Genomic DNA, 24,249 nt, shown 5'->3' with positions numbered 1-24,249 from the left:
GAGGAGTACCCCGTCCGGCCCGTTTCCACACCTGGGGAAGCAGGGATCTCGGCGTCTTCAGCCGGAAAATCGAATGCTCTCCCCGTCGATCTTCGCGATACTTCCGGCATGTCCGAAACGAAGGGAGCCGGTGCCAACCGGATCAAGCTGGCCGAAGCGCTCGCCTTGCGCGCCGACGCGACGAAGAAGGTGGAGCAACTGCGCGCCCGGATCGTCGACAACGCGCGGCACCAAGAGGGTGAGGAGCCCGCCGAAGACGCGGTCGCCCTGCTCGCCGAAGCCGAAACAACGCTGGACGAACTGGAATCGCTGATCCAGCGGATCAACCGGACGAACGCCGCGACCCCGCTCGGGGAAGGCACGATCACCGACGCGATCGCGCGCCGCGACGTCCTCCGCCTCCGGCACGGCGTCCTCACCGCGGCCGCCGACGCCGCGGCGGGCCGCAACCAGGGCGGCTACGGCCGTCAACTCCGTTCGGAACTGCGGTACTTCTCCGCGCTCCCCGTCGCGGAACTGCGGTCGCGCGCGGACCGGGTCGCGGAGGAGATCCGGGCGGTCGACGTCCGGATCCAGCGCGTCAACTGGGAAACCGACCTCCTCGACTGAGGCCGGACGTGGAAAGCGGGTAGCCCTCCGGGAAGCGGGCACAAGCCGAGGGCCGGCGGTTTCACCGGCTCGCCTGGTACGTGGTGGGCAGCGTGGGGTTCGACTCCCCGATCACAACTCAGCCCAGCACGGCGCACAGGTGACGGCGCAAACGGCACAGTTCATCACCACGTGCCGGTCCCGGAAGGTGAGGGTGGGTACGGGGCATTTCCACGTCCGGCCCGGAATCGCGAGTGCCCCCACCGGCACGCGCTCCGCATTCCCGCCATCCGAGTGGTGTTCCCGACACCCTTCGCGCGGTCGAAGCAGGGGCGGACCTGATCGACTCTGTGCCAAGGTGAGGGAGAACAACCCTTGAGCCCAGGTGGTGACCCCGGATGGCACTGAAGATCGGTTACAAGGCGTCGGCCGAGCAGTTCGGCCCGCGCGACCTCGTCGAGTACTCCGTGCTCGCCGAGCAGGTCGGGCTGGACAGCGTGATGGTCAGCGACCATTTCCAGCCCTGGCGGCATCAGGGCGGGCACGCGCCGTTCTCGTTCGCGTGGATGGCGGCGGTCGGCGAGCGCACCGAACGGGTGGTCCTCGGCACCAGCGTGCTGACCGCGACGTTCCGCTACAACCCGGCCGTGGTGGCGCAGGCGTTCGGCACCCTCGGCAGCCTGTACCCGGGCCGGATCCTGCTCGGCGTCGGCAGCGGCGAGGCGCTCAACGAGGTCGCGGTGGCCCGGATCGAGTGGCCCGCGTTCAAGGAGCGGTTCGCGCGGCTGCGCGAGGCGATCGAGCTGATGCGCAAACTGTGGTCCGAGGAGCGGGTGACCTTCGAGGGCGAGTACTACCAGACCACCGACGCCACCGTGTACGACCGTCCCGAGGGCGGGGTGCCGATCTACATCGCGGCCGGCGGCCCGGTCATGGCGAAGTACGTCGGCAAGCAGGGTGACGGCTTCATCTGCACCAGCGGCAAGGGGATGGACCTCTACACCGAGAAGCTGCTCCCGGCGGTCGCCGAAGGCGCCGAGCAGGTGGGCCGGAGCACCGGCGACATCGACAAGATGATCGAGATCAAACTGTCCTACGACCCGGATCCGGCGCAGGCGCTGGAGAACACCCGGTTCTGGGCACCGCTTTCGCTCACCCCGGAACAGAAGGCGGGCATCGAGGACCCGGCGGAGATGGAGAAGGCCGCGGACGCGCTGCCGATCGAGCAGGTCGCCCGCCGCTGGATCGTCACCTCCGATCCGGCCGACGCCGTCGAGCAGATCAAGCCCTACGTCGAGGCGGGGTTCAACCACCTCGTCTTCCACGGTCCCGGCCACGACCAGGAGCGGTTCCTGCGTTCGTTCTCGGAGCAGGTCGTCCCCGGGTTGCGCGAACTCGGCTGACCCGGAACGGGTAGCGGCGCCCGCACGGCACCGCTACCCGTACCCCCGGTTTCACACCGCCGACGGCAGGTTCTTGCCCTTCTTCCCCGTCGGCTTCTTCGTGGACTTCTTGGCGGTGCCATCCCGTTGCGCGTCCGCGCGGTCGATACGTTCCTGTTTGGCGATCGCGTCCTGACGCGAATAGACCGGCCTCCTGATCGGGCCACCGCGTCGCGTGTCCTCCCGGTCGATCCGCTCCTGTTTGAGAATCGCCGCTTCCCTCGGCGTGAGAGGCTTTTTGATCGCGCCGCCGCGCCGCGTGTCCGCGCGATCGATCTGCTCCTGTTTGCGGATCGCCTGTTGACGCGGCGTCGGCACCTTCGTGGGGAAGGCCCTCGTGATGTGGTCCTCCCACTCCTTCCGGATCGGGTTGACGGCCTTGACGTAGCCGCCCTTGCCGTCCGGCACGATCTGCGGCCGGTAGGTGTCCCGCAGGGCTTGGAGGAACGTCTTCCGTTTGTGCGGATCGGGAAGGACGTGCCGGAGGATCGCGTCCTCGATGAACCGCCTGTTCTTCTCCGTCGGCGCCGACTGCAGTGCTTCGGCGAACCGGTACGCGGTGGGCAGATAGGGGTTGTCGTGGACCTCCTTGATGGAGAACGGCGGCACCACACCCTGCATGGCGCCGATGCCGGCCCGAACCTGGCTCGACCCTCGTAGCGCCTTGTCGACACCGTAGCCCGACGTCGGTACGCGCCCCGTCCCCGTCTTCGGAGTCACCGAAGTCCTGGCACCGGTCGTCGGGTTCTTCGGTGGTTGCCGGGGATCCCCGCGCCTGGCCGGAGTGCCGCCGTCGTCGTCGCCGCGCCTGCGGCCGCGCTCGCGATCCTCGACCGCCGTCGCCAGGTCCTTGCGGGCCTGGTCGAGACGATCGTTGACCTTCTTCTTCGACTCCTTGCCGAGCTTGCTGTTGACCTGCTGCTCGAGTCCCCAGATCGCGCGCTTGAGAGTCTGGATGTAGGCGTCCCGGTTGAACGGCTTGGCGTGGTGCTCGGCGGCTTTGAGGAGTTTGTTCAGCTCCCTGCGGCTGTTCGTCGCCTGCGTGAGCTTGGTGGTGGCCTTGGCTCGCGCCTTCTCGGTCTTCGCGGCGGCCACCTGCCGTCGCAGGGCGGCGACCTGTTCGTCCACTTTGGACATGCGATCCAGCAGGCCTTTCGCCGTCTGCCGGGACCTGCGGTGGATCTCGAAGGCGTCCGTCAGCAGGCTTTGGATGTCCGTCGAGGAGATGCTCGGGCTGCTCAGCTTGGCGATGGCCCGGTTGGCCAGCACCTGCTGATACAGCTTCCGGTGGTACTTCGGGTCCGCCGGGTCGAGCGGTGCGGCCAGATCGAGCATCTTGGCCAGGATCTTGGCCTTCAGTTTCTCCTTGGCCGGTCCGGTGTTCTCGGGCGGCGGGTCGGTGGTGAACGCGACCTGCTGGATTCCCGTCCCCGGCGCGGGGTCGAGAGAGTTCGACAATCCGGACATCAGAACGGTCGCGGTCATCAGGCCCGCGACGGCGAGTGTGCCGGTCCCGAGGGCCCGGGGAGGCTTCACCAGCGGATTCATCCGACCTCGCTCTCGGCCGGGACGACGATCGCGTCGCCCGAACTCACCTCGGTGATCGTGTGGGCCGAGACCTCGGGTTCGGGGGCCGCTTCGACCTGACGTGCTATCCGGGGCGTGCTTTCCTGGGCCGCGAAGGAGACCTGGTCTTCCGCCGCCACCACGGCCGGCTCGGGCGGGGTGCCGATCTCGGTCCGCGAGGTGACGGGCGCGGTGTCGACGGCGGCCTTCACCACCTCGGGCGCCGCCTCGGCCACGTCGGGTACCGCCTCGATCGCGGCGCCCACGTCCGCCGCCGCGGCCTGGATCACCGGCGGTGGAACCCGAAGGGGCAGGGCGACCGGCTCCGGCGCGGACTCGATCGGCCAGGATCCCGGTCCGGTGCGGGTCGCAACGGGTGCCACCGGAACCGGCATCGGAACGGGCAAGGGGACCGGCACGGCGGGTGCGGGTGCCGGGGGAGGGACGTCGGCCGGAGCCGGTGGCGGGGCGGGAGGCGGTTCTTCACCGGCACCCGCGGCCGGCCGGTACCCCTCCTCGGCGAGGTATTCGGTGACGAGGTTCTTGAGCGTTTCCGGCAGTTCGCCCGCGGCGAGCTGGGTCGTCGGGGGCGGCGGCTGCCCGTCGTTCCCGGCGATCAGCGTGGCCGCGAGCGCTCCCATGGTCACCCCTCCCGCGAACCCGGCCCAGGCCAGCGGGCCGGGGGCTCGTCGCCGCCGGACCGGGCGGAATTGACGTCGCGGCATTCGGCACTTCCTTTCATCCTCAGCGTCGGACGTTGCCGAATGAAGCCGTCCGCCCCAGCTCGGACAAGGTTTTCCGGACGGTTCCGGACGATCCCGGACACCCCTAGACTCGGCCGGGTCCACCGACCTGGGGAGGAACCGTCGTGGCCGAAGACTGGCCGGATCCGCGTGAAGTCACCGATGCGGCGCAGTTCGTCGCGGCGATGCGCGCCCTTCGCGTCCGCAGCGATCTGAGTTACCGCGTTCTCGAACGCCGGGCCGCGAAGGCGGGGACGCCGTTGCCGAGTTCGACGATCAGCGGGGCGCTTTCGCGGGACACCCTGCCGAGGGCCGATCTGCTGGCGGCGTTCGTCCGTGCCTGCGGCACCGACGACGAGACGGTCGAGCGCTGGCTGGCGGTGCGGGCCGATCTGGCCGCGTCGGAGCGGGAACCGGAACCGGCGCCCGAGCCCGCCGAGCCGGAGAGTGTCCCGGAGGCTTCCCCGCGACGGCGGCCGAGATTGCTCTGGCCCGTGGCCGGGGTGGCGGCCGTGGCGCTCCTGGTGGTGGCCGGGCTGGTGGTATTCGACGATCCGCCGCGGGACCAGCCCGTCGTCACCACGGGTTCTTCGTCAGCCGCGGCACCGGCTCCGACGACGGTTCCGGACGCCGAGAACGCCGACGTGGCCGCGCCGCCGACCGGGCGGACGCGAGTCCGGCTCGCGCATACCGGGCTGTGCGTGGGGGAGGGGCCGGAGAAGTTCGTGCGGGAGGAGCGGATCGTGCTCGGCCAGCAGGACTGCGCGACGGCGTCGCCGCCGATGTCGGTCGAGAAGGTCGAGGGCGGGTACCGGCTGCTCCTGCACAGTCCGGAGCACGGCGAGGGCTGTGTGACCGTCGACTACGGCGGCACGGACGCGTCGACCCTGCTGGCGGGTGACAACTGCGAGCCAGGACGTGCCGATCAGCGGTTCGCCTTCGAGCCGGTGGCCGCGCCGGTGAAGGGGTACCTGCTCAAGTCGGCCGCCGGCGCCAGGTGGTGTGTCGGGGTGTACAAGGGAAGCGGCGAGACCGGCGTCCAGCTCATCCAGGATCGGTGCGACGGCACCGCCGCCCAGGTGTTCCTCGTCGATTCGGTGGTCTAGGCCGTGTCCTGTAAGTCTGTTCGATGGGCTTCGTGATCCAGGTGGTTCCTGGCGGTGCGGGCGGATCGGCCTCGTACCGGGTCGTACTCGGCCGCATCCGCCCGTGCCGTCAGGGGCCGCCTGGGCGCGAAGACCGCGAACAAGACTTGCAGGACACGGCCTAGGCCCCCAGGCCGGTCAGGATTCGGTGACGAGCTTGCCGATCTCCTGGTCGAAGTCGAACCACTCGGGCTCGGAACCGGCGGGGACCGCGTCGTAGGTGCGGTCGAGGAACTCGGCCAGCTCCTGCGCCGGGGCTTCGAGGACCGCGCAGCCGTCGGGTGCGCTGAGGGCGAAAATCACGATCGAGGCGTCGTCGGCCGGGCTGATGATCACGTCGCCCTCACCCGATGGGGTGAGGAGGCCGTCCGCGAGCAGATCGCGGCCGAACATCCACCGGACCGTCCCGCCGCCCGAGTGGTAAGCCACCACAACGGCGTAGGGGTCTTCGGGGTCGTACTCGAGGTCGGCGCGGACAGGGAGGGGGTCCGCACCGAAAGTGCGCAGACCGAAGACGATCGTCCCCCGGATGAGGTCGTTTTCCTTGTCCAACGCTTCAGCCCCTTACGTTCGGTTGCTGTTGATCTTCAGCTATGGATAACGCAATGTGAAGCCTTTTCGTGACCCGAGTTGACAACTTTCACACGTTCGGCTGAGAGCTGTGTCTCATGTGCTCACGGACGGTCTTCGCTGAGCACGTGCGGTGAGCGTCGCGGGAAAGCGGGCATCCGTGCAAAAGAAAGAGATTCCGCACGTGCATATTCCGGTGAATGATAATTGCCCCACCATTCGGCGGATGGTTTCGATATTTATCGTGGTTAACATCATCTGGCGCCGTTCGAGAATTCGTCAGGGATCGGCGCGGCTCTGTCCTGGACCTCGACGAGCTTTGGCCGTTGTGGATTGGGAAGGACCTCTCAATGGGTGTGCGAATCACCGTCACCATTCCCGGGCAAGATCATCGGCGGCGCGACGTCGTTTCCGGCTCGCGGCCGCAGGGGTCGCCGGAGCGCCTCCCGGTTTCGTGCCGGGCCGGGCGGGGGACCGGTCCGGCGGTGCCGCGTGTCCAGGAGCGCCGTCGTGATTGACCGGCTCCCGATGCGCGTCGGGCAGGCCGACATCGACCGGCTCGAGGGTGTCATCAAGGCACTCCGGGCCCGCGACTACCGGGAAGGCGGCGGGGCGTGCCGGGAGCTGCTGCGGGTGCTGGAACCCTACGGCGCCGCGCTGCGGCGGGGGATCATGTCCGAGGCGCTGGCCCGGCGGCTGGCGGGAGTGGTAGCGGATCTGCACAATCTGGTCGGCTGGACGGAATTCGACTCCGGCCGTCCCGTCCGCGCCGAGCGGCACTTCCGTCGCGCGCTCGAACTCGCGGCGGAGGCCCGCAACGACGATCTCGTCGCCAACGTCCATTACCGGCTCGGCCGGATGTATCTGCATCACCGCTCCCCGGCCGAGGCGCTCGATCAGTTCGGGCAAGGGCAACTCGCGGCACGGCGGGCGGGAACGCCGCTTTCGCAGGCGATCCTGTCGGCGAACGAGGCGTGGGCCTACGCGCTGCTCGGTGATGTCCGGCAAGCGCTGGACAAGCTTTCCCGTGCGCCGGAACAGTTCGCGAGTTGCTGCGGGGACGCGGCCCCGTCGTGGTCGGCGTTCTTCACCGTCAACGACATGGCCGCGATGATCGGCACGGTGCGCACCGAACTGGCCAGGCTCGTCGACGTCGGTCACAGCCGGGAGGCCATCCCCGCGCTCACCGAAGCCGTCGACGGCTATGGCCCGGACATGGCGCGCAGCCGGTCGCTGACGATGATCTGGCTCGCCGTCGACCACGCCCTGGAGGGCGATCTCGACCACGCGGCGGAGGTCGGGCTGGCCGCGATGGAGATCGCGGGCGGAATCCGTTCCGCCCGCACGCGGGATCGTTTGCGGCCGCTGTCGGAATGCGTGCGGAGGCGGGTAAGTGACATTAATGCGCGGGATCTCCTTGACCGGATCGCAACATTTCGCGCCAGTGCCTGATCGCGGGAGAATAGGTGGAGGAATGACCGGATCAATTTCACCGGGCGTAGGCTCGCCGACATGAAACGGACTTCGTTCGCGCAGTGGCCGTGCTCGATCGCGCGCACCATGGACCTGCTCGGCGACTGGTGGACGCCGCTGGTCCTGCGGGAGGCGTTCTACGGGATCCGCCGGTTCGACGAGTTCCAGCAGGAGCTCGGGATCGCGCGGAACACCCTCGCCGACCGGCTGCGCCGCCTGGTCGGCGAGGGGTTGCTGGAGAAGCGCGCCTACCAGACCGAGCCGGTCCGCTATGACTACGTCCTGACCGAGAAGGGCGCCGATTTCTACGGGGTGCTCGCCGCGATGTCGCGCTGGGGGGACCGCTGGCTCTCCGAGGAGGCCGGTCCGCCGGTCACCCTCCATCACGACACCTGCGGGCACGACACGCACGCGGAGGTCGTCTGCGCGCACTGCGCCGGGACGCTCACCGCGGAGAACACCCGCGCGCGGCTGGGGCCCGGATACCCGCCCAAGCTCGCGAGCCGCCCCGACGTGGTGCGCCGCTTCGCCGCCCAGGAAGGTTTGACAAGGTAGGTCTATCTACGCAACTATCCAGGTCACGAGCACGCGGAGGTGGCCACGATGGAGTGGACCGGCGCCAAATACGCCGACAGGCCGACGGTGGAGGTCCAGGCATGGGTCGATGCTGCCCCGGAACTGGTCTGGTCGATCGTCTCGGACGTACGGCTGATGCCGGAGATGAGCCCGGAACTCCAGGCGGCCGAATGGTGCGACGGCCAGGAGGGCACCGCAGCGGTGGGCAGGCGGTTCGTCGGGCGCAGCAAACACGACGCGCTGGGCGAATGGGAGACGACGTCGCACGTCGTCGAATGCGAGGCGCCGCGCGTGTTCGCCTGGGCGGTTCACGATCCCGAGACGCCGACGGCGTTGTGGCGCTTCACGCTGGAGCCCGAGAACGGCGGTACGAAGCTCCGGCAATGGATGCGGCTCGGGCCGGGACGGTCGGGCCTTTCGCTGGCCATCGACCAGATGCCGGACAAGGAGGAGAAGATCGTCTTCGTCCGGCTGCGCGAGTTCGAGAACGCGATGACCGGGACGCTCGCCGCGATCAAGGAGCGGGCCGAGGCGGCTCGCGCGTGATGCGGACGGCGACCACGGTCGAGGCCTCGCGCGGCTGGCGGGAGACGCTGGATTTCGTGCTGGAGGCGGAGAAACTCGGCCTCGACGACTGCTGGGTCGCCGAGGCATGGGGGTCGGACGCGCCGTCCGTGCTCGGCTATCTCGCCGCGCGGACCGGGCGGATCCGGCTCGGCTCGGGGATCATCCAGCTCGGCACCCGGTCGCCGGTCGCGATCGCGCAGGCGGCGTTGACGCTTTCGGAACTCTCCGGCGGCCGGTTCGTCCTCGGACTCGGCGCTTCGGGACCGCAGGTGATCGAGGGTCTGCACGGCGTTCCGTTCGCCCGCCCGCTGACGCGGATGCGGGAGACGGTCGCGATCATCCGCCAGGCGTTCGCGGGGGAGAAGGTCGCCTTCTCCGGCAAGGAATTCGAGATCCCGCGGCCGGGTGAGGCCAAGCCGATGCGGCTTTCGCTGACGCCGAATCCGGACATCCCGATCCATCTGGCCACGCTGTCGCCGAAGCTGCTGGAGCTGACCGGCGAGATCGCGGACGGCTGGCTGGGCACCAGTTTCGTGCCGGAGGGTGCGGAAGCCTACTTCTCGCATCTCGACGCGGGTCTCGCCAAAGCAGGCCGGTCGCGGGCGGATCTCGAAATCTGCCAGGGCGCCGAGGTCGCTTTCGCCAGGGATGAAGACGAGTTGTGCGGGATGGTCGCGGGCCGCAAGGCCGAACTCGCGTTCAGCCTCGGCGGGATGGGCTCGGCGAAGACGAACTTCTACAACAACGCCTACAGCAGGCAGGGCTGGGCCGAAGCCGCCGAGGCGGTGCGGGAGCGCTGGCAGGCGGGCGACCGGGAAGGCGCGGCCGGGCTGGTGACCGACGAAATGGTGCTCGGCACGACGCTGATCGGCACCGAAGCCATGGTGGCCGAACGGCTGCGGGTGTGGCGCGCCGCCGGGGTCGGCACGGTCCGGCTGTATCCGGCGGGGGAGACGGTCGCCGACCGGCTCACCACGCTCGGCCGCGCGCTGGACCTGGTGCGGGCCGTGGACTGAGGAGTTCGGCCGAATGCCCGCGCCGGTTGGGGTGACCGGCCGAGCGTGGCCGTCCCGGCGTGCTCCAAGCGGGTAGAACTTGTTTCACTTTCGCCGTCGGCTGGAGAACATGACCTCGCTCGATCGCGACGCGAGGAGGACTCATGAAGCCCGACAGCCGGCTGTCCAGACGCCAGGTCCTCCGCGGTACCGCCGCCGGTGCCGGGATCGCGTTCGTCGCGGGCCTGCCGTTCGCCGGGACGGCTTCGGCCGACGCCGCGGTCATCGGTGAGTACGACGTCGTCGTGGTCGGCGCGGGCGCGGCGGGGATGACCGCCGCGCTGACGGCGGCCCGACGCGGGCTCAGCTGTGTCGTACTGGAGAAGGCGGCGAAATTCGGCGGTTCGGCGGCCCGGTCGGGGGCGGGGATCTGGATTCCGTGCAATCCGGTGCTGGCCGCGGCGGGCGTCCGCGACAGCCCGGAACTGGCCGCCCGGTACTTGGCCGCCGTGGTCGGCCCGTCGGTCCCCGTCTCCCGGCAACAGGCCTTCCTCGCCAACGGCCCGGCGATGCTCTCGTTCGTGATGGCCAACAGCCCGCTGCGGTTCCGGTGGATGGAGGGCTACAGCGACTACTACCCGGAGCTGCCCGGCGGGATGCCGGACGGCCGCTCGATCGAACCCGGCCAGCTCGACGGGAACGTCCTCGGCGCCGAACTGGCCAACCTGAATCCGCCCTACCTCGCCACGCCCGCCGGGATGGTCGTGTTCAGCGCGGACTACAAATGGCTCGCGCTGGCCGCGGTCAACCCGAAGGGCGCCGCCGTGGCCGCGGCCTGCCTCGCGCGCGGCACCGCCGCCGCGCTCGCCGGGCAGAAACCGCTCACCATGGGACAGTCGCTGGCCGCGGGGCTGCGGGCCGGGCTCCAGCGGGCCGGCGTCCCGGTCTGGCTGAACACGCCGTTGACCGATCTCGTCATCGAGAGCGGGAAGGTCACCGGGGTCACCGTCGCGGCGGGTGTGGTCAAAGCCCGGCGCGGCGTCATCATCGGCTCGGGCGGCTTCGAGCACAACGCCGCCATGCGGGCGGAATACCAGCGCCAGCCGATCGGTACACAATGGACGGTCGGGGCCCGGTCGAACACCGGGGACGGGATCCTGGCGGGGAAACGCGCCGGGGCCGCGCTGGACCTGATGGACGACGCCTGGTGGGGCCCGGCGATCCCGCTGCCGGGGGAGCCGTACTTCTGCCTCGCCGAGCGGACCCTGCCCGGCGGCCTCATGGTGGACGGCACGGGCAAGCGGTTCGTCAACGAGGCGGCGCCCTACAGCGACGTCGTGCACACGATGTACGACCGGAACCCGACGTCGCCCACCATCCCGGCGTGGCTGGTCGTCGACCAGAACTACCGCAACCGCTACCTCTTCCGGGACATCGCGCCGCTGCTGCCCCTTCCCGATGAGTGGTACTCGGCGGGCGCGGTGAAGAAGGCGTGGACCGTGGAGGGGCTCGGCACCGCGATCGGCGTCCCGCCGCAGGCGCTGCGCGCCACGGTCAACCGGTTCAACGGCCAGGCACTGTCCGGTGTGGACGGTGACTTCCGGCGCGGCGCCAGTGTCTACGACCATTACTACACCGACCCGTACATCCTGCCGAACTCCTGCCTCGCCGCGCTCTGGGAACCGCCGTTCTACGCGTTCAAGATCGTCCCCGGCGACCTCGGCACCAAGGGCGGGATGCGCACCGACGCGCGGGCGCGGGTCCTGCGCCCCGACGGTTCGGTCATCACCGGCCTGTACGCCGCCGGGAACGCCAGTGCGGCGGTGATGGGCCCCAGTTACGCGGGCGCCGGGTCGACGATCGGGCCGGCGATGACCTTCGGGTACGTCGCGGCGAACGACCTGGCCGATCAGCCGACGTAACGGACGGGCTGAAGGGCCCTTTGCTCTCATCTCACGCGGTGAAGGGCGCTTTCCCCGCATCGGATGCGGTGAAAGCGTCCTTCAGCCGCTCTAGTGGCGCACCGGACCCGCGGCGCTCCCGCCTCGGCTAAGGTGAGGCGTTCCGTGGCAGCAAGGACTGGGGGGTCCGCCATGATCATCAAACGTGCTTACCACCACGGGGACCTGCGTCGTGCGCTCGTACTGGCCGCGCGTGAGGTCCTCGTCGAGCGAGGTCCCGAAGGGGTGAGCCTGCGCGGCACGGTCGCGAAGGTGGGCGCGTCCACCGCGGCGCCGTACCGGCACTTCCGGGACAAGGACGCGCTGCTCGTGGCGGTCGCGCTGGAGGGACATGCCGAATTGCAGGCGTGCCTGCGGGGCTGCGGCGCCGGGACGGTGACCGCGCTCGGACACTCCTACCTCGGCTTCGCACTGGAGAATCCCGCCTTGTACCGGCTGATGATGGGCGCCGGGATCGGTGACCGCGCCGGGTACCCGGAACTCGCCGGGGCGCACCGGGCGACCCGTGTGGTGCTGGCCGAACGACTGGGGGAGGGCGCCGACCCCGGCGGGTTCGCCAGCACCCTCTGGTGCCTCCTCCACGGCCTGGCCACGCTGGTGATCGACGGCCACGTCGAGCCGGGTTCCGCGGTCACTGAGGTCGATCGCAGTCTCGCGTTCCTGGTGGACGCCAAGGCCGGGTAGCGGCCCGCCGCCGGGATCGGTCCGGCGGCGGGCCATGCTCAGCCGATGGTGGGGATGAACGTCGGCAGCCGCCGGACCTTCGTGTCCTGCTCGAAGGCGTAGGCGATGGCCAGGAGCGACGGTTCGCTGAACCGGCCGCCCATGATCGACAGTCCCAGCGGCAACGGCCCGGAGTAGGCCATCGGGACGGTCATGTTGGCGTACCCCGACACCGCCGCCGGTCCGGACGAGTCGATGAGCAGCGCGCCGTCACCGACACCGAGCTGCGTCTTCCACGCGGCGTTGTTGGTCGGCGCCACGATCGCGTCCAGACCGCCGCCGCGCAGCGTCTCGTCGAGACCCCGCCGGGCCGCGCTCGTCGCGGCTTCCCGCATCGCGCGGTAGGCCGGATCGGTGAGATCACCGGTGGTGGCCTGCGACCGGTCCCACAGGTTGTGGGTCCAGTACGGCATTTCGACCGCCGCGTGGTCCAGGTTGTACTGGATCAGCCCGGCCAGGTCGGCGGGGTGCTTGCCGCCGGTGGACGCGAGGTAGGCGTTCATGTCGTGCTTGAACTCGGTCCTGATCGCGGGGAACTCGTTGGCCGCGATGACGTCCAGGTACGGGATCGTGATCTCCACCGTGGTCGCGCCGAGCTTCCGGAGCCTGGTCAGTGCCTGCTCGAACGCCGCCTTCGTCGCGTCGTCCGGGGTGTACACCTCGCGCCAGACGCCGATCCGCTTGCCGCGCAGGGCATCGGGGCGCAGGAACTTCGTGTAGTCGTCCAGCGACTGCCTGGCGGCGTCGACGGTGATCGGGTCGCGGCGGTCGGCGCCGTTGAGGGCCGAGAGCAGGATCGCGGCGTCGACCACGTTGCGCGCCATCGGGCCCGCGGTGTCCTGCTGTTTCGACACCGGCACGATCCCGCTGCGGCTGACCAGCCCGAGGCTCGGCTTGACGCCCACGATGCCGTTGGCGCCGGACGGGCAGGTGACCGAACCGTCCGTCTCGGTCCCGACGGCGACGGTCGCCAGATGCGCCGCGACCGCGACCCCCGAACCGGCCGACGAGCCGCACGGGTTGCGGTCGAGGACATAGGGGTTCGCGGTCTGGCCCGCGAGCGGGCTCCAGCCGTTCGACGAACTGGTGGAACGGTAGCTCGACCACTCCGACAGGTTGGCCTTGCCGAGGATGACCGCCCCGGCCTCACGCAGGTTCTCCACCACGCCGGCGTCGCGGTAGGGGCGGGATTCCAGCAGCGCGGTCGATCCGGCCGTGGTCGGCTGGCGGTCGGCGGTGTCGATGTTGTCCTTCAGCAGCACCGGGATGCCGTCCATCGGGCCCTTCGACTGGTGCCGGAGCCGCCGCAGGTCACTGGCCGCGGCGAGCCGCAGCGCGTCCGGGTTCGTGGTGAGCACCGCGTGCAGTGTCGGGTTCAGCTTGCGGATCCGGTGCAGGTAGAAGGCCGTCAGCTCGACCGAGGACAGCCGTCCGGAGCGCATCGCCCGCTGCAGATCGGGGATCGTCGCCCGCTCCAGGTCGATCCCGGCCACGACCGGACGTCCGGAAAGGGACGTGGCCTGCGCCGGGACGGCCGAGGTCGCGGACGCGACGAACACCATGACGAGAAATGCGGACACGGCCGCAAGACGTCTTTTCAAGGAATTCCCTCCTATGTCGAAAGAATGCCTGAACCGTACGTGGGCCGCCTCCGTCCAGAACCGCCGAATGGAGCAGGAGGAAAAGCGATTGAATTGTCGGCCGCTCGGCCGCCGGTGAGCGAGTGGTCACGGAAATGAGTGAACGGCAAGGGAAAATGGCCGGATTCCGCACTCGGTGCTCCCGGTCGCGGACGCAGCGTGAGACGGTTCGCGAAAATGGCGCACTTCGTCAGAAATATTCCACCGGAATTCGGCGACGAAAGTACCGCTTGAATTGATCGTGAATTGTTCGGCTTTCGTCGATCATCCGGCCCGGTTCGCCGGTGAACTCTCGGCGAGCGCGGCGCTGAAAGAACGCGCGGTGCCCGCCAGTCCGGCGACCGCCGAAACCGGGTCGCGCCGGGCGGGCAGGACGGCGGCCAGTGCCGCGCCGACCCGGCCGTCCGGGGTCCTGACGCCGACGGCCGCGCAGGCGAGGCCCGCCGCGATGGTCTCCGATTCCGCCGCGTACCCGGCCGCGCGGATCTCCAGCGCGTCGGCGTCGGGTTCCGCGAGCGCGGGGTGATGGGCGGCCAGCAGCCGTCCGGCGGCGGTCCCCGGCGGCAACGGGCTGCCCGGCGACACGGGGACCTCGTCGGCGGGCAGGACGGCCCCCGCCGCGACCAGCGCGCGGCCCTCCCTCGGCACCACCAGCACGAGGCTCACGCGCATCCGCGCGGAAAGCACCGGCAGCCATTCCCTGGCCAGGTCCCGGAGTTCGGGCTGCCAGAACCGGCCGAGCCGGAACACCCGCGAGCCGATCCGGTAACCACGGCCCGCCCGCTCGACCGCGCCGAGGTCGGTCAGCTGGTCGAGGAGCCGGTGCACGGTGGTCTTCGGGAGCCCGGTGGTCCGCACCAGCTGGGTCAGCCCGGCCTGCCCGCCGAGCTCGTCGAGTGCTTCGAGCAAGGCGAACGCGCCTTCCAGTACGCCGCGTCCGCCGATGGTTTCCCGCATCGCCGCCCTTTCTCGAGATCAGGCCACACCGAAGAAGTAAAGTGCGCTCACGGCGGTCCGGGATACGAACTTTCGGGCAGCCGTAGGGGCGGCGTTCCGCTGAACGGCCCAGTCCGCGACGTGACCGACACCGCGCCCGGAAACGGCCGTGCCGGGTCCGGCGTCCCGGCACGTTCCTGGCATGCTGGCAAGGTTCGCGCGAACACCACAGCTCCAGGGGGACGTCGATAATGGAGGAGATCCGCCGCCTCGCCGACCGGTTCGATCTCATCGAGCCCGTCGGCGGCGGCTCCATGGGCACCGTGTGGCGGGCGCGTGACGACAACCTGGAGCGCACGGTCGCGGTCAAGGAACTCCTTCTGCCGCACGGGCAAGGGGAACAGAAGGCCGACGAGGCCAAGAACCGCGCGCTGCGCGAGGCCAGGATCGCCGCGAGGCTGGTGCATCCGCACGCCATCACCGTCTTCGGCGTGATCGACGAGCAGGACCGCCCGTGGATCATCATGGAGTACCTCCCCTCGACCAGCCTCGCGGACAAACTCCGCGAAGGGCCGATGGAGGTCGACGACGTCATCCGGCTCGCCATCCAGCTGTGCTCGGCGCTGGCGGCCGCGCACCGGGCGGGCATCGTCCACCGCGACATCAAGCCCGGCAACGTCCTGCTCGGCGAGGACGGCACCGTCAAGATCACCGACTTCGGGATCTCGCGGGCGATGGGTGACGTCCAGCTCACCGCGACCGGCGAGATCTCCGGGACGCCGGCGTTCCTGGCGCCCGAGGTCGCCCGCGGTGAGGACGCCACTTTCGCTTCCGACGTGTTCTCGCTCGGCGCGACGCTGTACACCGCGCTCGAAGGCGGCACGCCCTACGGCACGGCGGAGAACCCGATCGCGCTGCTGTACCGCGCGTCGAGCGGGGAGATCACCCCACCGGTCAAATCGGGCATCCTCACCCCGCTGCTGACCAGGCTGCTCGACGTCCGGCCGGACAGCAGGCCGACGATGACCGAGACCGAGCGGGAGCTGCGGGCGCTGGCTGCGGGGGAGCCGACGACGCTGGTCGCCGAGGAGCCGCCGCCGCGGGCGCGCAAAGGCGTCCTGATCGGCGTGATCGTCGCGTTCCTCGTGCTCGCGGCCGTCATCGCCGCCGTGGTCGTGGTGCTCACCCGCGGCGAGGACACCCCCTCGGACGCGGCACCGCCCGCCGGTTCGCAGTCGCAGACCGCCACCCCGGCGCCGTCGTCCGCCGAACCGTCGCCGACACCTTCCTCGCCGCCTCCGTCTTCGTCACCGCCGCCACCGACCTCGTCGTCTTCGGCGGCGCCGCCGCCTCCGGCACAGACGCCGGGGCAGGCGCTCGCGGCGTACTACGGCCTCATCCCGGGGAACCTGCAGGCCGGTTTCGCGACGCTGACCGACAACTTCAAGCGGACCAAGAACCAGAGTTTCGAGCGGTACTCGAACTTCTGGAAGGACTACCGCGCGGTGACCGTGTCGAACGTGTCCGAATCCGGCACCACGGTGACGGCGACGCTCACCTACGTCAAGGCGTCCGGGGGGACGACGACGGAGCGGGCCACCTTCGTCATGGTGCAGCAGGACGGCCGCTACCTCATCGACTCCCAGCGCTGAGGCCGAGTTTCCCGGCGAGGCGCTGAAGCCAGGCTTCGACCTCTTCGGGGGAACGGTCTGGAAGACCGAAGATCGTCTCGGTGACCCCGGCCGCTTCCAGCGCCGCCAGTTTCCCCGGGTCCGGGCGGACGCCGAGCGCCGAGATCTCCGGCTCCCCGGAGCGGCCCGCTTCGCGCCAGATCTCGCGCAGCCTGCGGGCCTTGTCCTCGATATCCGTGTCACCCGGCGTGGTGAGCCAGCCGTCGGCCGACTGCGCGATCCAGCGGAACGTCTTTTCCGTCCCGCCCGCGCCGACGATCACCGGGATGTGCGCCTGTACCGGTTTCGGCCAGGCCCAGCTCGCCCCGAACGAGACGAATTCGCCCGCGTACGAGGCTTCGTCGTCGGTCCAGAGCGCGCGCATCGCTTCGAGGTACTCGCGCAGGACCGTCCGCCGTCTGCCGCCCGGGACACCGTGGTCGGCCAGTTCGTCGACGTTCCAGCCGAAGCCGACGCCGAGCGTGACCCGCCCGGCCGAGAGGTGATCGAGGCTGGCGATCGTCTTCGCCAGCGTGATCGGGTCGCTCTCGACCGGGAGGGCCACGGCCGTCGCGAGCCGGATCCGCGTGGTCACCGAGGCCGCCGTGGCCAGCGCGACCCAGGGATCCAGCGTGCGGAGGTAGCGGTCGTCGGGCAGCGACGAATCGCCGGTGCGCGGATGCGGAGCTTCCCGTTTGACCGGGATGTGCGTGTGCTCGGGCACGTGGAAGGCGTCGAAGCCCGCGGCCTCCGCCGCCCGGGCGGCGGCCGCCGGGGTGATGCCCCGGTCACTGGTGAACAGCACGATCCCGTGTCTCACAGCCGGTCACATTATTAGAACGTGTTTCAGTTCGCAACCGCCGCACGCAGGGTGACCGGCAGGGCGTTCAGTCGCCAGGTGCCCGGGTCCGGGATCCTGAGCAGGCCGTCCGCGAGCGCCAGATCGGGGAATCGGCGCAGCAGTGCGGTGAGCGCGACTTCGGTCTGCACCCTGGCCAGCGAGGCGCCGAGACAGAAATGCGGGCCGTGGGCGAACGCCAGGTGCCACGCCGGTCCCGCCGCGCGCCGGATGTCGAAGACGTCCGGGTCGTGGAAGGCCCGCGGGTCCCGGTTCGCCGCCGCGATCGCGACGGTAACAGGTTCTCCTTCGGGGATCAGGACGTCGCCGATCCGGACGTCGGTGGTGGTGATCCGGGGGACCGTCAGCAACTGCGGGCTGCACCAGCGCATCAGTTCCTCGACCGCGCCGGGCATGAGGTCCGGGTCTTCGCGGAGCGCGGCCAGCTGGGCGGGATGGGCGAGCAGGACCTCGACGGCGTTGGCGATGAGGTTGCCGGGCACCTGACCGCCCAGTACCAGCTGCCAGACGAGGGCGACCAGTTCGGTTTCGCTGAGCCTGTCGCCGTCTTCGGCCTGGATCTGGAGCAACTGCGAGACGACGTCCTCGGCGGGTTCGAGTTTCCGGTTCGCGATGGCGGCGAGCGAGTCCTCGACGATCCCGGGGACAGCCTTCGCGAGCCCCGGACCGTCGCCGGCCGCGACCATGGTGCCGTACTCGCGCCAGCGCGGACGGTGGGTTTCGGGAATGCCGACCAGTGCGCAGATCACGTCGACCGGCAGGGGGCGCGCGAAGGCGGTGACCAGGTCGATCCGGTCCTGTCCGGCGAGGTCGTCGAGGAGGTCGTCCACGAGCCGCTCGATTCCCGGGCGGAGCGCGGCGGCCTTGCGCGGGGTGAACGCGGGGGACACGAGACGCCGGAGCCGGACGTGCTCCGGGCCTTCGATCTCCTGCATGGACCGCATGTACGGGCGGCAGTGCTCGGGGATCTCCATGCGCTGGTAGCTGGCCGGGCTCAGGGCGAAGCGCGGGTCGCTCAGCATCTTCCGTGCCTCTTCATGGCGCAGGACCGCCCACATCGAGAACCCCGGCGCGGAGAGCTTGGCGATCGGGGAGCGTTCGCGGACCGGGCTGTACGCGGTGAACGGATCCCGCAGGACGTCGGGGTCGGTCAGGAGGATCTCGGGAACGTCGGACAAAGTGGTCTCCCAGTTCGGATGTTCAAATCAGATGTTCTCATCATCTGAATGGTCAAGGTATCTTGATCCGGGTCCGAGGGCAATCGTGGTGGCTGACAGGAGACCGATGGTCCGGCTGAGCAGGGCGGAGACGCAGGAGCGCAACCGCGCGAAAGTGCTGGCCGCCGCCCGCGACGAGTTCGCGGCGCGGGGTTTCCGCGAGGCCAAGATCGACGTCATCGCCGAACGGGCGGAACTCACCCGCGGCGCGGTCTACTCGAACTTCCCCGGCAAACGCGCGCTGTACTTCGCCGTACTGGCCGACCTGGCGGAACGGTCCGCCGGGGCGCCGCACGCCGTGCCGGGCGAGACGCCGCACGACGCGCTGGGGGCGCTGGCCAGGGCGAGGGTGGCGGCGTTCCCCCTGGACGACGAGCAGGCGGGCCTCGCCCGCGACCTGATGCCGGAAGTACTCGCGGACGAGCGGATCCGGCGTCCCTTCGCGCAGCTGGTGAAGCTCAACGGGCTGGTGCTCGGGCTCGCGCTGGAGCGCCTGGACCCGCCGGATCGCCCGGCGGGAGCGCCGATCCCGCGGCGCGTCCGGCTCGCGGAGACCGTGCTGACCACCTTGCACGGCGCGGGCCAGCTGGCGGCCGCGGCGCCGGGGCTGGTCGAACCGTTCGACGTCGTGAGCGCCTGCGAACGGCTGGCGGGCCTGTCCCTCAACGACTGGTGGGCGCCGCCGGTGTTCGCGCCCACCGCGCAGGCGGCCGACCGGCCCTGGTCACCGCCCGAGGCCGTGGACCTCGTGCGCGCCGAACCGTTCGTGCCCGCCGACGGCGTGGTCGTCGTCCTGGGCACCCACCGGCTGGCCGGCGCCGAGGAGGCCGTCCGGGCCTACGGCGGCGACGTCACCGTGGCCGTCGTGACCAGCGAGCCCGACGAACTGGTCCCGCTGACCCGGCTGCTCGTGGCGGAGGTGTGCGGTGGCCTGCGACAGGCCTTCCCGGAGCGGGCCTGGCCGGGGCTGCGTGTGGTGTGCGACGTGACCGGGACCTTGGCGGCCGCCGCGGGGGTGCTCGCCGTCAGCGACGAGACCGAGGCCGCGGTCCGGGTCGAACGGGGGAGGATCACCGCCGGCGCGGACGGGCGCGGTGCGGGGCACGCCGTCTCGGTGACGGGCGGTCTTACGGTCTCGTGAGTGGTGATGACGGTTAGAACCGTCATCACCACTCACGAGACGTGAGGTCCGTGTGCCGGATCCGGTACACCTGCAGGCGAAGTCCGTAGTACTTCTCGGTTTCCCCGACCCAGACCATGCCGAGCCGTTTCGCGGTCGCGATGGCGCGCACGTTGTTCGGCCGCGCGACGGCGAAGAGTTCGTCCGTGTCCTGGGTGAACGCCCAGGAGATCAGCGCGCGGGCGGCCTCGGCGGCGTACCCCTCGCCCCAGGCGTCCGGATGCAGCTGCCAGCTGATCTCCAGGTCCTCTTCGTACGGTGGCAGCAGATGGATGCCCAGCCCGCCGACGACCACGCCGTCTTCCTTGCGCCGCACCGCCCATCTTCCGCGCGGCGGCACGAGATTGGGCTGCGCCTGCTGCCAGGCCTGCAGTACCGAGCGCATGGCCGCGACGTCGGCCACCCGGTCCATCGCCGGGGTCAGCCACCGGGTCACGTCGGTGGTGCCGTAGATCGCCAGCGCGGCTTCGGCGTCGTCCTCGGACCAGTCACGGACGACGAGCCTTTCGGTGGTCAAGTCCATGACAGAACGTTACGCCGTCCTCGTCCGGGTAGCATTGGTATCCTCAGGAAAGCGAGTCCCGTATGCGTGCCGAAACCTCGACGCCCCCCGAGCAGGCCTGTCCGATCGCCCCGGTGGTCGACCTCGTCTTCAGCCGCTGGACCACGCCGATCCTGTGGGCGCTCAACGAGTTCGGCAGGCAGCGGTTCGTCGAACTCGAGCGGCGCATCGGCACGATCACGCCGAAGGTGCTGACCCAGCGGCTGCGGCAGCTGGAACGCGACGGCCTGGTCACGCGGACCTATCACGCGGAGGTGCCGCCCCGGGTGGAGTACGAGATCAGTGACCTCGGCCGGAGCCTGGCGCCACTGTTCGCGACCCTGGCGGACTGGTCGACGGAGAACCTGCCGAAGGTGGAGAAGGCCCGGTCGGCCTACGACTCGCCCTCGTGAGTGGTAATGACGGTTAGAACCGTCATCGCCACTCACAAAGCCGTGTGGGGTTCGAGTGTGGAGGATTCGGGACGTTGAACGTCCCGAATCCTCCACACTCGGGGTGCGCCGGGTTCCGGGGTATGTCCCTGATCCTGTGTTGATCAAGCTGCGCGCGCCGACCACTCAAGAGACCCAGGGCACACCGGTACTTATTTGACTGACTGTTCCAGATACGGGTAGGTTGACTCTCGTGTCCCGGGTGAAGGAATTCGACGTCGACGCGGCCTGTGACGCCGCGCTGGAACTGTTCTGGCGACAGGGTTACGAGGCCACTTCGGTCAACGACCTCGTCTCCGCGCTCGGTATCGGCAAAGCGAGTCTCTACGCGACGTTCGGTACCAAGCACGAGCTGTACCTGACGGCTTTGAACCGGTACGTCGCCCGGGGCAACGAGCGGTTCGTCGAGGACTTCGCCGGACCGGGGCCCGCACTCGCGGGGGTGCGGCGGCTCATCGAGCGCTATCTCGCCGAGATCCTCGGCGAATCGGGGCGCCACGGCTGTTTCGTGGTCAACGCGGCCATGGAGATGATGCCGAAGGATCCCGAGGTCGCGCGCGTGGTCGAGCGCAGCTGGGACGCGCTCGACCTGGCCTTGCGGATGGCGTTGAGCCGGGCGAAGGCGCAAGGCGAACTCGACGCCACCGCGGATCCGGAGGCGCTCGCCGGCTTCCTGCTCACCGTCCTGCAGGGGATGCGGGTGCTGAGCAAAGGGCCGGATCCCGCGCCGCGGGCCCGCGCGACGGCGAAGCAGGCCATCGCGGTACTCGAAGCCGCTCGTCCGCGGTGATTTTTTCAGGACCAAATACTAGAACGATCAGACCAGAAAGTTGGCTACTGTGGGGAAGCGATTCAGCGGCAAGGTCGTCCTGGTCACGGGCGGAGGTTCCGGGATCGGCCGTGCCACGGCGGTGGCCTTCGCGCGTGAAGGCGCGCAGGTCGTCGTCTCCGGCCGGGACGGCGAGAAACTGCGTCAGACGGTGAAGGAGATCGAAGCCGAGGGCGGCAAGGCCGACGCGGTGACCGCGGACGTGGGCGTCGGCGCCGAGGTCGAACGCCTCGTCGCCGAAACCGTGCGGCGTCACGGAAAACTCGACGTCGCGTTCAACAACGCCGGGGTGCTCGGCAGCCCGGCGCCGACCGCCGATCTCGACGAAGAGGGGTTCACCGCCGTGGTGCACACCAACCTCACCGGCACCTGGCTGTCGATGAAGCACGAGATCGCGCAGATGCGGGCAGGTGGCGGGGGAGTGATCGTCAACATGGCGTCCAACCTCGGCTCGCACAGCCGCCTGTCGGGGATGGCCGCCTATGCCGCTTCGAAGGCTGCTGTGAGCGTGCTGACCCGCACCGCCGCCCGCGACCACATCGCCGAAGGGATCCGCATCAACGCCGTCAGCCCCGGCGCCACCGACACCGGCATGTCGCTCCGGCCGGGGGAAACCGAGGCCGACCGCGCCGAACGGCTCCGTGCGGTCATCCCGATCGGCCGGATCGGCGCGGTCGAAGAGATCGCCGCGGCGGTGCTCTGGCTGGCCTCGGACGAATCCGCGTACGTCGTCGGGCACGACATGGTCCTCGACGGCGGTGCGAGCGCCTGAGCCTTAATGGCGCGAAGGCAGCAGTTCCTGCATCTTCGTCTTGATCCCCTGCGTCACGAGGTGCCAGGCGTCGGGCTCGCCCTTGAGGACGGCTTCGGTCATCGATTTGAGCTGGTCGAAGGTGGCGTGCGGCGGGATCGGCGGCACCTCGGGATCGCAGCGGACGTCGAGCACGGTCGGCACGTCGGCCGACAGCGCGACGTCCCACGCTTCCCCGAGCCGGGCGGGATCGTCGACGGCGATCCCGCCGAGGCCGACTTCGAGCGCGAAGTCCGAATAGGACACTTCCGGCAGACTCTGCGAAGGTTCGAACTTGGGCGAGCCGCCCATCGCGCGCAGCTCCCAGGTGACCTGGTTCAAGTCGCCGTTGTGGAACACGCAGATGACGCATCGCTGATCGGCCCACAGTTCGCGATACCGGGCGATGGTCATCAGCTCGGCCATCCCATTCATCTGCATCGCCCCGTCGCCGACCAGCGCGACAACCGGACGGTCGGGGTGGGCGAACTTCGCGCCGATCGCGTACGGGACACCGGAACCCATCGTCGCCAGCGTCCCGGAGAGCGTGCCGCGCATCCGGCCGCGCATGCGCAGATTCCTGGCGTACCAGTTGGTCGCCGAACCGGAGTCCGCGGTGACGATGGCGTCCTCGGGGATCCGCTGGGACAGTTCGTGCACGATGCGCATCGGGTTGACCGGATCCGCCTCCAGCATCGCCTGGCGGGTCACGGTCTCCTGCCATGCGGCGGTGTTCTTCTCGATCTTCTCCCGCCAGCCGCGTCCGGTTTTGCGTTCCAGCACCGGGATCAGCTGCTGCAGAGTGCCCTTCGCGTCGCCGAGCAGGTTGACCTCGGTGGGATAGCGCAGTCCGAGGAACCGGGGGTCGATGTCGATCTGGACGGCGCGTGCCTGGCCGAATTCCGGCAGGAACTGCGCGTACGGCATATTCGAACCGACGATCAGGAGCGTGTCGCAGTCCCGCATCATCTCGTAGGTGGGCCGGGTGCCGAGCAGGCCGATCGAGCCGGTGACGTACGGCAGGTCGTCGGACAGGACGTCCTTGCCCAGCAATGCTTTCGCCACGCCGGCGCCGGTGAGGTCGGCGACCTCACGCAGCTCGGTGACGGCGTTGCGCGCGCCTTGCCCGATCAGGATCGCGACCTTTTCGCCCGCGTTCAGCACTTCCGCGGCCCGGGTGATCTCTTCGGTCGGCGGGATGACGCTGGCTCGTGGGTGATCCGGCGGGGAGGACGGCACGTGCTTGAACTCGTGCTGCGGTGGGCGGTAGGTCTCCTCCTGCAGATCCGCCGGGATGATCAGCGCCGTGGGCGCGCGCTGGGCCATCGCCGTGCGCAGGGCGCGGTCGAGCGCGTTCGGCAGCTGTTCGGGAACGTTCACCTCGACGAGGTACTCGCTCGCGACGTCCTTGAACAACGCCTGGAGGTCCACCTCCTGCTGATAACTGCCACCCATCGCGCTGCGCGCCGTCTGCCCGACGATCGCGACCACCGGCACATGGTCGAGTTTGGCGTCGTACAGGCCGTTGAGCAGGTGGATCGCGCCAGGGCCGGACGTCGCCATGCAGACGCCCGGCCGTCCGCTCAGCTTCGCGTACCCGACGGCCGCGAACGCCGCCATCTCCTCGTGGCGTGTCTGCACGAAGCGAGGTTTGTCGCCCGCCGCGCCGAACGCGGTCACCAGCCCGTTGATCCCGTCGCCGGGATAGGCGAAGACCTGCCCGACGTCCCATTCACGCAACCTGGTCAGTACATGGTCAGCAACGGTTTCGCTCATGGGCGCCGGA

Annotated in this window: 23 protein-coding genes; 14 read left to right on the top strand and 9 right to left on the bottom strand. The window is 69.8% G+C overall.

The window, feature by feature from the left end; all coding sequences use genetic code 11:
* Window positions 1–108: 108 nt before the first annotated feature.
* Window positions 109–609, top strand: coding sequence for a DIP1984 family protein (locus L324_RS11550; protein ID WP_235783494.1), 501 nt, complete (start codon window positions 109–111; stop codon window positions 607–609).
* 377 nt (window positions 610–986) lie between these two features.
* Window positions 987–1,991 (top strand): glucose-6-phosphate dehydrogenase (coenzyme-F420), encoded by a 1,005-nt coding sequence (gene fgd, locus L324_RS11545; protein ID WP_037306307.1) that lies wholly within the window; start codon window positions 987–989, stop codon window positions 1,989–1,991.
* Window positions 1,992–2,042: 51 nt separating this feature from the next.
* Here the strand turns inward: fgd and L324_RS11540 are convergent, their stop codons facing one another.
* Together L324_RS11540 and L324_RS42760 are read right to left on the bottom strand one after the other, a co-directional pair.
* Window positions 2,043–3,578 (bottom strand): hypothetical protein, encoded by a 1,536-nt coding sequence (locus tag L324_RS11540; RefSeq protein WP_037306305.1) that lies wholly within the window; start codon window positions 3,576–3,578, stop codon window positions 2,043–2,045.
* Complete coding sequence (locus tag L324_RS42760; protein WP_161780848.1) at window positions 3,575–4,321, bottom strand: hypothetical protein; 747 nt, start codon at window positions 4,319–4,321, stop codon at window positions 3,575–3,577. Before L324_RS42760 ends, L324_RS11540 begins: the two co-directional genes overlap by 4 nt.
* Before the next feature lie 143 nt (window positions 4,322–4,464).
* Here L324_RS42760 and L324_RS11530 point away from each other — a divergent pair, with 143 nt between their 5' ends.
* Window positions 4,465–5,445 carry an RICIN domain-containing protein gene (locus L324_RS11530; RefSeq protein ID WP_037306303.1) on the top strand — a complete coding sequence of 327 codons (981 nt, stop codon included), beginning with the start codon at window positions 4,465–4,467 and terminating at the stop codon, window positions 5,443–5,445.
* Between the two features lie 177 nt (window positions 5,446–5,622).
* Here L324_RS11530 and L324_RS11525 read toward each other — a convergent pair whose 3' ends face one another.
* Window positions 5,623–6,036, bottom strand: a complete 414-nt coding sequence (locus tag L324_RS11525) for an SsgA family sporulation/cell division regulator (protein WP_037306302.1) — start codon at window positions 6,034–6,036, stop codon at window positions 5,623–5,625.
* 546 nt (window positions 6,037–6,582) lie between these two features.
* Here L324_RS11525 and L324_RS11520 point away from each other — a divergent pair.
* The 6 genes from L324_RS11520 to L324_RS11495 all read left to right on the top strand — a co-directional run bounded on the left by L324_RS11520 (window position 6,583) and on the right by L324_RS11495 (window position 12,310).
* Window positions 6,583–7,506: an NsdA family TPR-like regulatory protein gene (locus tag L324_RS11520; protein ID WP_051173857.1), complete on the top strand. Its 924-nt coding sequence runs from the start codon at window positions 6,583–6,585 to the stop codon at window positions 7,504–7,506.
* Between the two features lie 60 nt (window positions 7,507–7,566).
* Window positions 7,567–8,082 carry a winged helix-turn-helix transcriptional regulator gene (locus L324_RS11515; protein ID WP_037306300.1) on the top strand — a complete coding sequence of 172 codons (516 nt, stop codon included), beginning with the start codon at window positions 7,567–7,569 and terminating at the stop codon, window positions 8,080–8,082.
* A 48-nt stretch (window positions 8,083–8,130) separates the two neighbouring features.
* Window positions 8,131–8,649, top strand: a complete 519-nt coding sequence (locus L324_RS11510) for an SRPBCC family protein (RefSeq protein WP_037306423.1) — start codon at window positions 8,131–8,133, stop codon at window positions 8,647–8,649.
* Window positions 8,649–9,686, top strand: a complete 1,038-nt coding sequence (locus tag L324_RS11505) for an LLM class flavin-dependent oxidoreductase (RefSeq protein WP_037306298.1) — start codon at window positions 8,649–8,651, stop codon at window positions 9,684–9,686. Before L324_RS11510 ends, L324_RS11505 begins: the two co-directional genes overlap by 1 nt.
* Window positions 9,687–9,829: 143 nt before the next feature.
* Window positions 9,830–11,587 (top strand): 3-oxosteroid 1-dehydrogenase, encoded by a 1,758-nt coding sequence (gene kstD / locus L324_RS11500; RefSeq protein ID WP_037306297.1) that lies wholly within the window; start codon window positions 9,830–9,832, stop codon window positions 11,585–11,587.
* A gap of 171 nt (window positions 11,588–11,758) precedes the next feature.
* On the top strand, window positions 11,759–12,310 hold the full coding sequence (locus L324_RS11495) for a TetR/AcrR family transcriptional regulator (protein ID WP_037306296.1): 552 nt from the start codon (window positions 11,759–11,761) through the stop codon (window positions 12,308–12,310).
* Between the two features lie 38 nt (window positions 12,311–12,348).
* Here L324_RS11495 and L324_RS11490 read toward each other — a convergent pair whose 3' ends face one another.
* A complete protein-coding gene (locus tag L324_RS11490) occupies window positions 12,349–13,911 on the bottom strand; it encodes an amidase (RefSeq protein WP_051173856.1) in 1,563 nt (520 codons plus the stop codon).
* Window positions 13,912–14,253: 342 nt separating this feature from the next.
* On the bottom strand, window positions 14,254–14,946 hold the full coding sequence (locus L324_RS11485; RefSeq protein ID WP_037306293.1) for an IclR family transcriptional regulator: 693 nt from the start codon (window positions 14,944–14,946) through the stop codon (window positions 14,254–14,256).
* Window positions 14,947–15,176: 230 nt separating this feature from the next.
* On the opposite strand from L324_RS11485, the gene L324_RS11480 reads away from it, so the two are divergent.
* Window positions 15,177–16,577, top strand: coding sequence for a serine/threonine-protein kinase (locus L324_RS11480; protein WP_081736295.1), 1,401 nt, complete (start codon window positions 15,177–15,179; stop codon window positions 16,575–16,577).
* Here L324_RS11480 and L324_RS11475 read toward each other — a convergent pair.
* Both L324_RS11475 and L324_RS11470 read right to left on the bottom strand, forming a co-directional pair.
* Window positions 16,558–17,415 (bottom strand): LLM class F420-dependent oxidoreductase, encoded by an 858-nt coding sequence (locus L324_RS11475; RefSeq protein WP_037306290.1) that lies wholly within the window; start codon window positions 17,413–17,415, stop codon window positions 16,558–16,560. The genes L324_RS11480 and L324_RS11475 overlap by 20 nt on opposite strands.
* Window positions 17,416–17,441: 26 nt before the next feature.
* Window positions 17,442–18,632 carry a cytochrome P450 gene (locus L324_RS11470; RefSeq protein WP_037306288.1) on the bottom strand — a complete coding sequence of 397 codons (1,191 nt, stop codon included), beginning with the start codon at window positions 18,630–18,632 and terminating at the stop codon, window positions 17,442–17,444.
* Between the two features lie 106 nt (window positions 18,633–18,738).
* Between L324_RS11470 and L324_RS11465 the strand changes: the two genes are divergently transcribed.
* Window positions 18,739–19,812, top strand: coding sequence for a TetR/AcrR family transcriptional regulator (locus L324_RS11465; RefSeq protein ID WP_037306287.1), 1,074 nt, complete (start codon window positions 18,739–18,741; stop codon window positions 19,810–19,812).
* 25 nt (window positions 19,813–19,837) lie between these two features.
* Here L324_RS11465 and L324_RS11460 read toward each other — a convergent pair whose 3' ends face one another.
* On the bottom strand, window positions 19,838–20,374 hold the full coding sequence (locus tag L324_RS11460) for a GNAT family N-acetyltransferase (protein ID WP_037306286.1): 537 nt from the start codon (window positions 20,372–20,374) through the stop codon (window positions 19,838–19,840).
* Between the two features lie 62 nt (window positions 20,375–20,436).
* On the opposite strand from L324_RS11460, the gene L324_RS11455 reads away from it, so the two are divergent.
* The 3 genes from L324_RS11455 (at window position 20,437) to L324_RS11445 (ending at window position 22,445) form a co-directional block, all read left to right on the top strand.
* Window positions 20,437–20,805 carry a winged helix-turn-helix transcriptional regulator gene (locus L324_RS11455; RefSeq protein ID WP_037306285.1) on the top strand — a complete coding sequence of 123 codons (369 nt, stop codon included), beginning with the start codon at window positions 20,437–20,439 and terminating at the stop codon, window positions 20,803–20,805.
* Window positions 20,806–21,037: 232 nt separating this feature from the next.
* On the top strand, window positions 21,038–21,634 hold the full coding sequence (locus L324_RS11450) for a TetR/AcrR family transcriptional regulator (RefSeq protein ID WP_037306283.1): 597 nt from the start codon (window positions 21,038–21,040) through the stop codon (window positions 21,632–21,634).
* Between the two features lie 49 nt (window positions 21,635–21,683).
* Window positions 21,684–22,445 carry a glucose 1-dehydrogenase gene (locus L324_RS11445; RefSeq protein ID WP_037306282.1) on the top strand — a complete coding sequence of 254 codons (762 nt, stop codon included), beginning with the start codon at window positions 21,684–21,686 and terminating at the stop codon, window positions 22,443–22,445.
* A 3-nt stretch (window positions 22,446–22,448) separates the two neighbouring features.
* Here L324_RS11445 and L324_RS11440 read toward each other — a convergent pair whose 3' ends face one another.
* Entirely contained in the window at window positions 22,449–24,239 is a 1,791-nt protein-coding gene (locus tag L324_RS11440; protein ID WP_037306281.1) for a thiamine pyrophosphate-requiring protein, read from the bottom strand.
* Between the last annotated feature and the right edge of the window lie 10 nt (window positions 24,240–24,249).

This window comes from Amycolatopsis orientalis DSM 40040 = KCTC 9412 (assembly GCF_000478275.1).
In the GTDB taxonomy this organism is placed as follows: domain Bacteria; phylum Actinomycetota; class Actinomycetes; order Mycobacteriales; family Pseudonocardiaceae; genus Amycolatopsis; species Amycolatopsis orientalis.
The sequence above is the reverse complement of the archived record's forward strand: the minus strand, read 5'-3'. Positions and strand labels throughout refer to the sequence as shown.

What these genes read in the sequence shown, in the direction of transcription:
- L324_RS11550 (WP_235783494.1), top strand. Translation starts at nt 109, where the DNA reads ATGTCCGAAACGAAGGGAGCCGGTGCCAACCGGATCAAGCTGGCCGAA.
- fgd (WP_037306307.1), top strand. Translation starts at nt 987, where the DNA reads ATGGCACTGAAGATCGGTTACAAGGCGTCGGCCGAGCAGTTCGGCCCG.
- L324_RS11540 (WP_037306305.1), bottom strand. Translation starts at nt 3,578, where the DNA reads ATGAATCCGCTGGTGAAGCCTCCCCGGGCCCTCGGGACCGGCACACTC.
- L324_RS42760 (WP_161780848.1), bottom strand. Translation starts at nt 4,321, where the DNA reads ATGCCGCGACGTCAATTCCGCCCGGTCCGGCGGCGACGAGCCCCCGGC.
- L324_RS11520 (WP_051173857.1), top strand. Translation starts at nt 6,583, where the DNA reads ATGCGCGTCGGGCAGGCCGACATCGACCGGCTCGAGGGTGTCATCAAG.
- L324_RS11515 (WP_037306300.1), top strand. Translation starts at nt 7,567, where the DNA reads ATGAAACGGACTTCGTTCGCGCAGTGGCCGTGCTCGATCGCGCGCACC.
- L324_RS11510 (WP_037306423.1), top strand. Translation starts at nt 8,131, where the DNA reads ATGGAGTGGACCGGCGCCAAATACGCCGACAGGCCGACGGTGGAGGTC.
- L324_RS11505 (WP_037306298.1), top strand. Translation starts at nt 8,649, where the DNA reads ATGCGGACGGCGACCACGGTCGAGGCCTCGCGCGGCTGGCGGGAGACG.
- kstD (WP_037306297.1), top strand. Translation starts at nt 9,830, where the DNA reads ATGAAGCCCGACAGCCGGCTGTCCAGACGCCAGGTCCTCCGCGGTACC.
- L324_RS11495 (WP_037306296.1), top strand. Translation starts at nt 11,759, where the DNA reads ATGATCATCAAACGTGCTTACCACCACGGGGACCTGCGTCGTGCGCTC.
- L324_RS11490 (WP_051173856.1), bottom strand. Translation starts at nt 13,911, where the DNA reads ATGGTGTTCGTCGCGTCCGCGACCTCGGCCGTCCCGGCGCAGGCCACG.
- L324_RS11485 (WP_037306293.1), bottom strand. Translation starts at nt 14,946, where the DNA reads ATGCGGGAAACCATCGGCGGACGCGGCGTACTGGAAGGCGCGTTCGCC.
- L324_RS11480 (WP_081736295.1), top strand. Translation starts at nt 15,177, where the DNA reads ATGGAGGAGATCCGCCGCCTCGCCGACCGGTTCGATCTCATCGAGCCC.
- L324_RS11465 (WP_037306287.1), top strand. Translation starts at nt 18,739, where the DNA reads ATGGTCCGGCTGAGCAGGGCGGAGACGCAGGAGCGCAACCGCGCGAAA.
- L324_RS11460 (WP_037306286.1), bottom strand. Translation starts at nt 20,374, where the DNA reads ATGGACTTGACCACCGAAAGGCTCGTCGTCCGTGACTGGTCCGAGGAC.
- L324_RS11455 (WP_037306285.1), top strand. Translation starts at nt 20,437, where the DNA reads ATGCGTGCCGAAACCTCGACGCCCCCCGAGCAGGCCTGTCCGATCGCC.
- L324_RS11440 (WP_037306281.1), bottom strand. Translation starts at nt 24,239, where the DNA reads ATGAGCGAAACCGTTGCTGACCATGTACTGACCAGGTTGCGTGAATGG.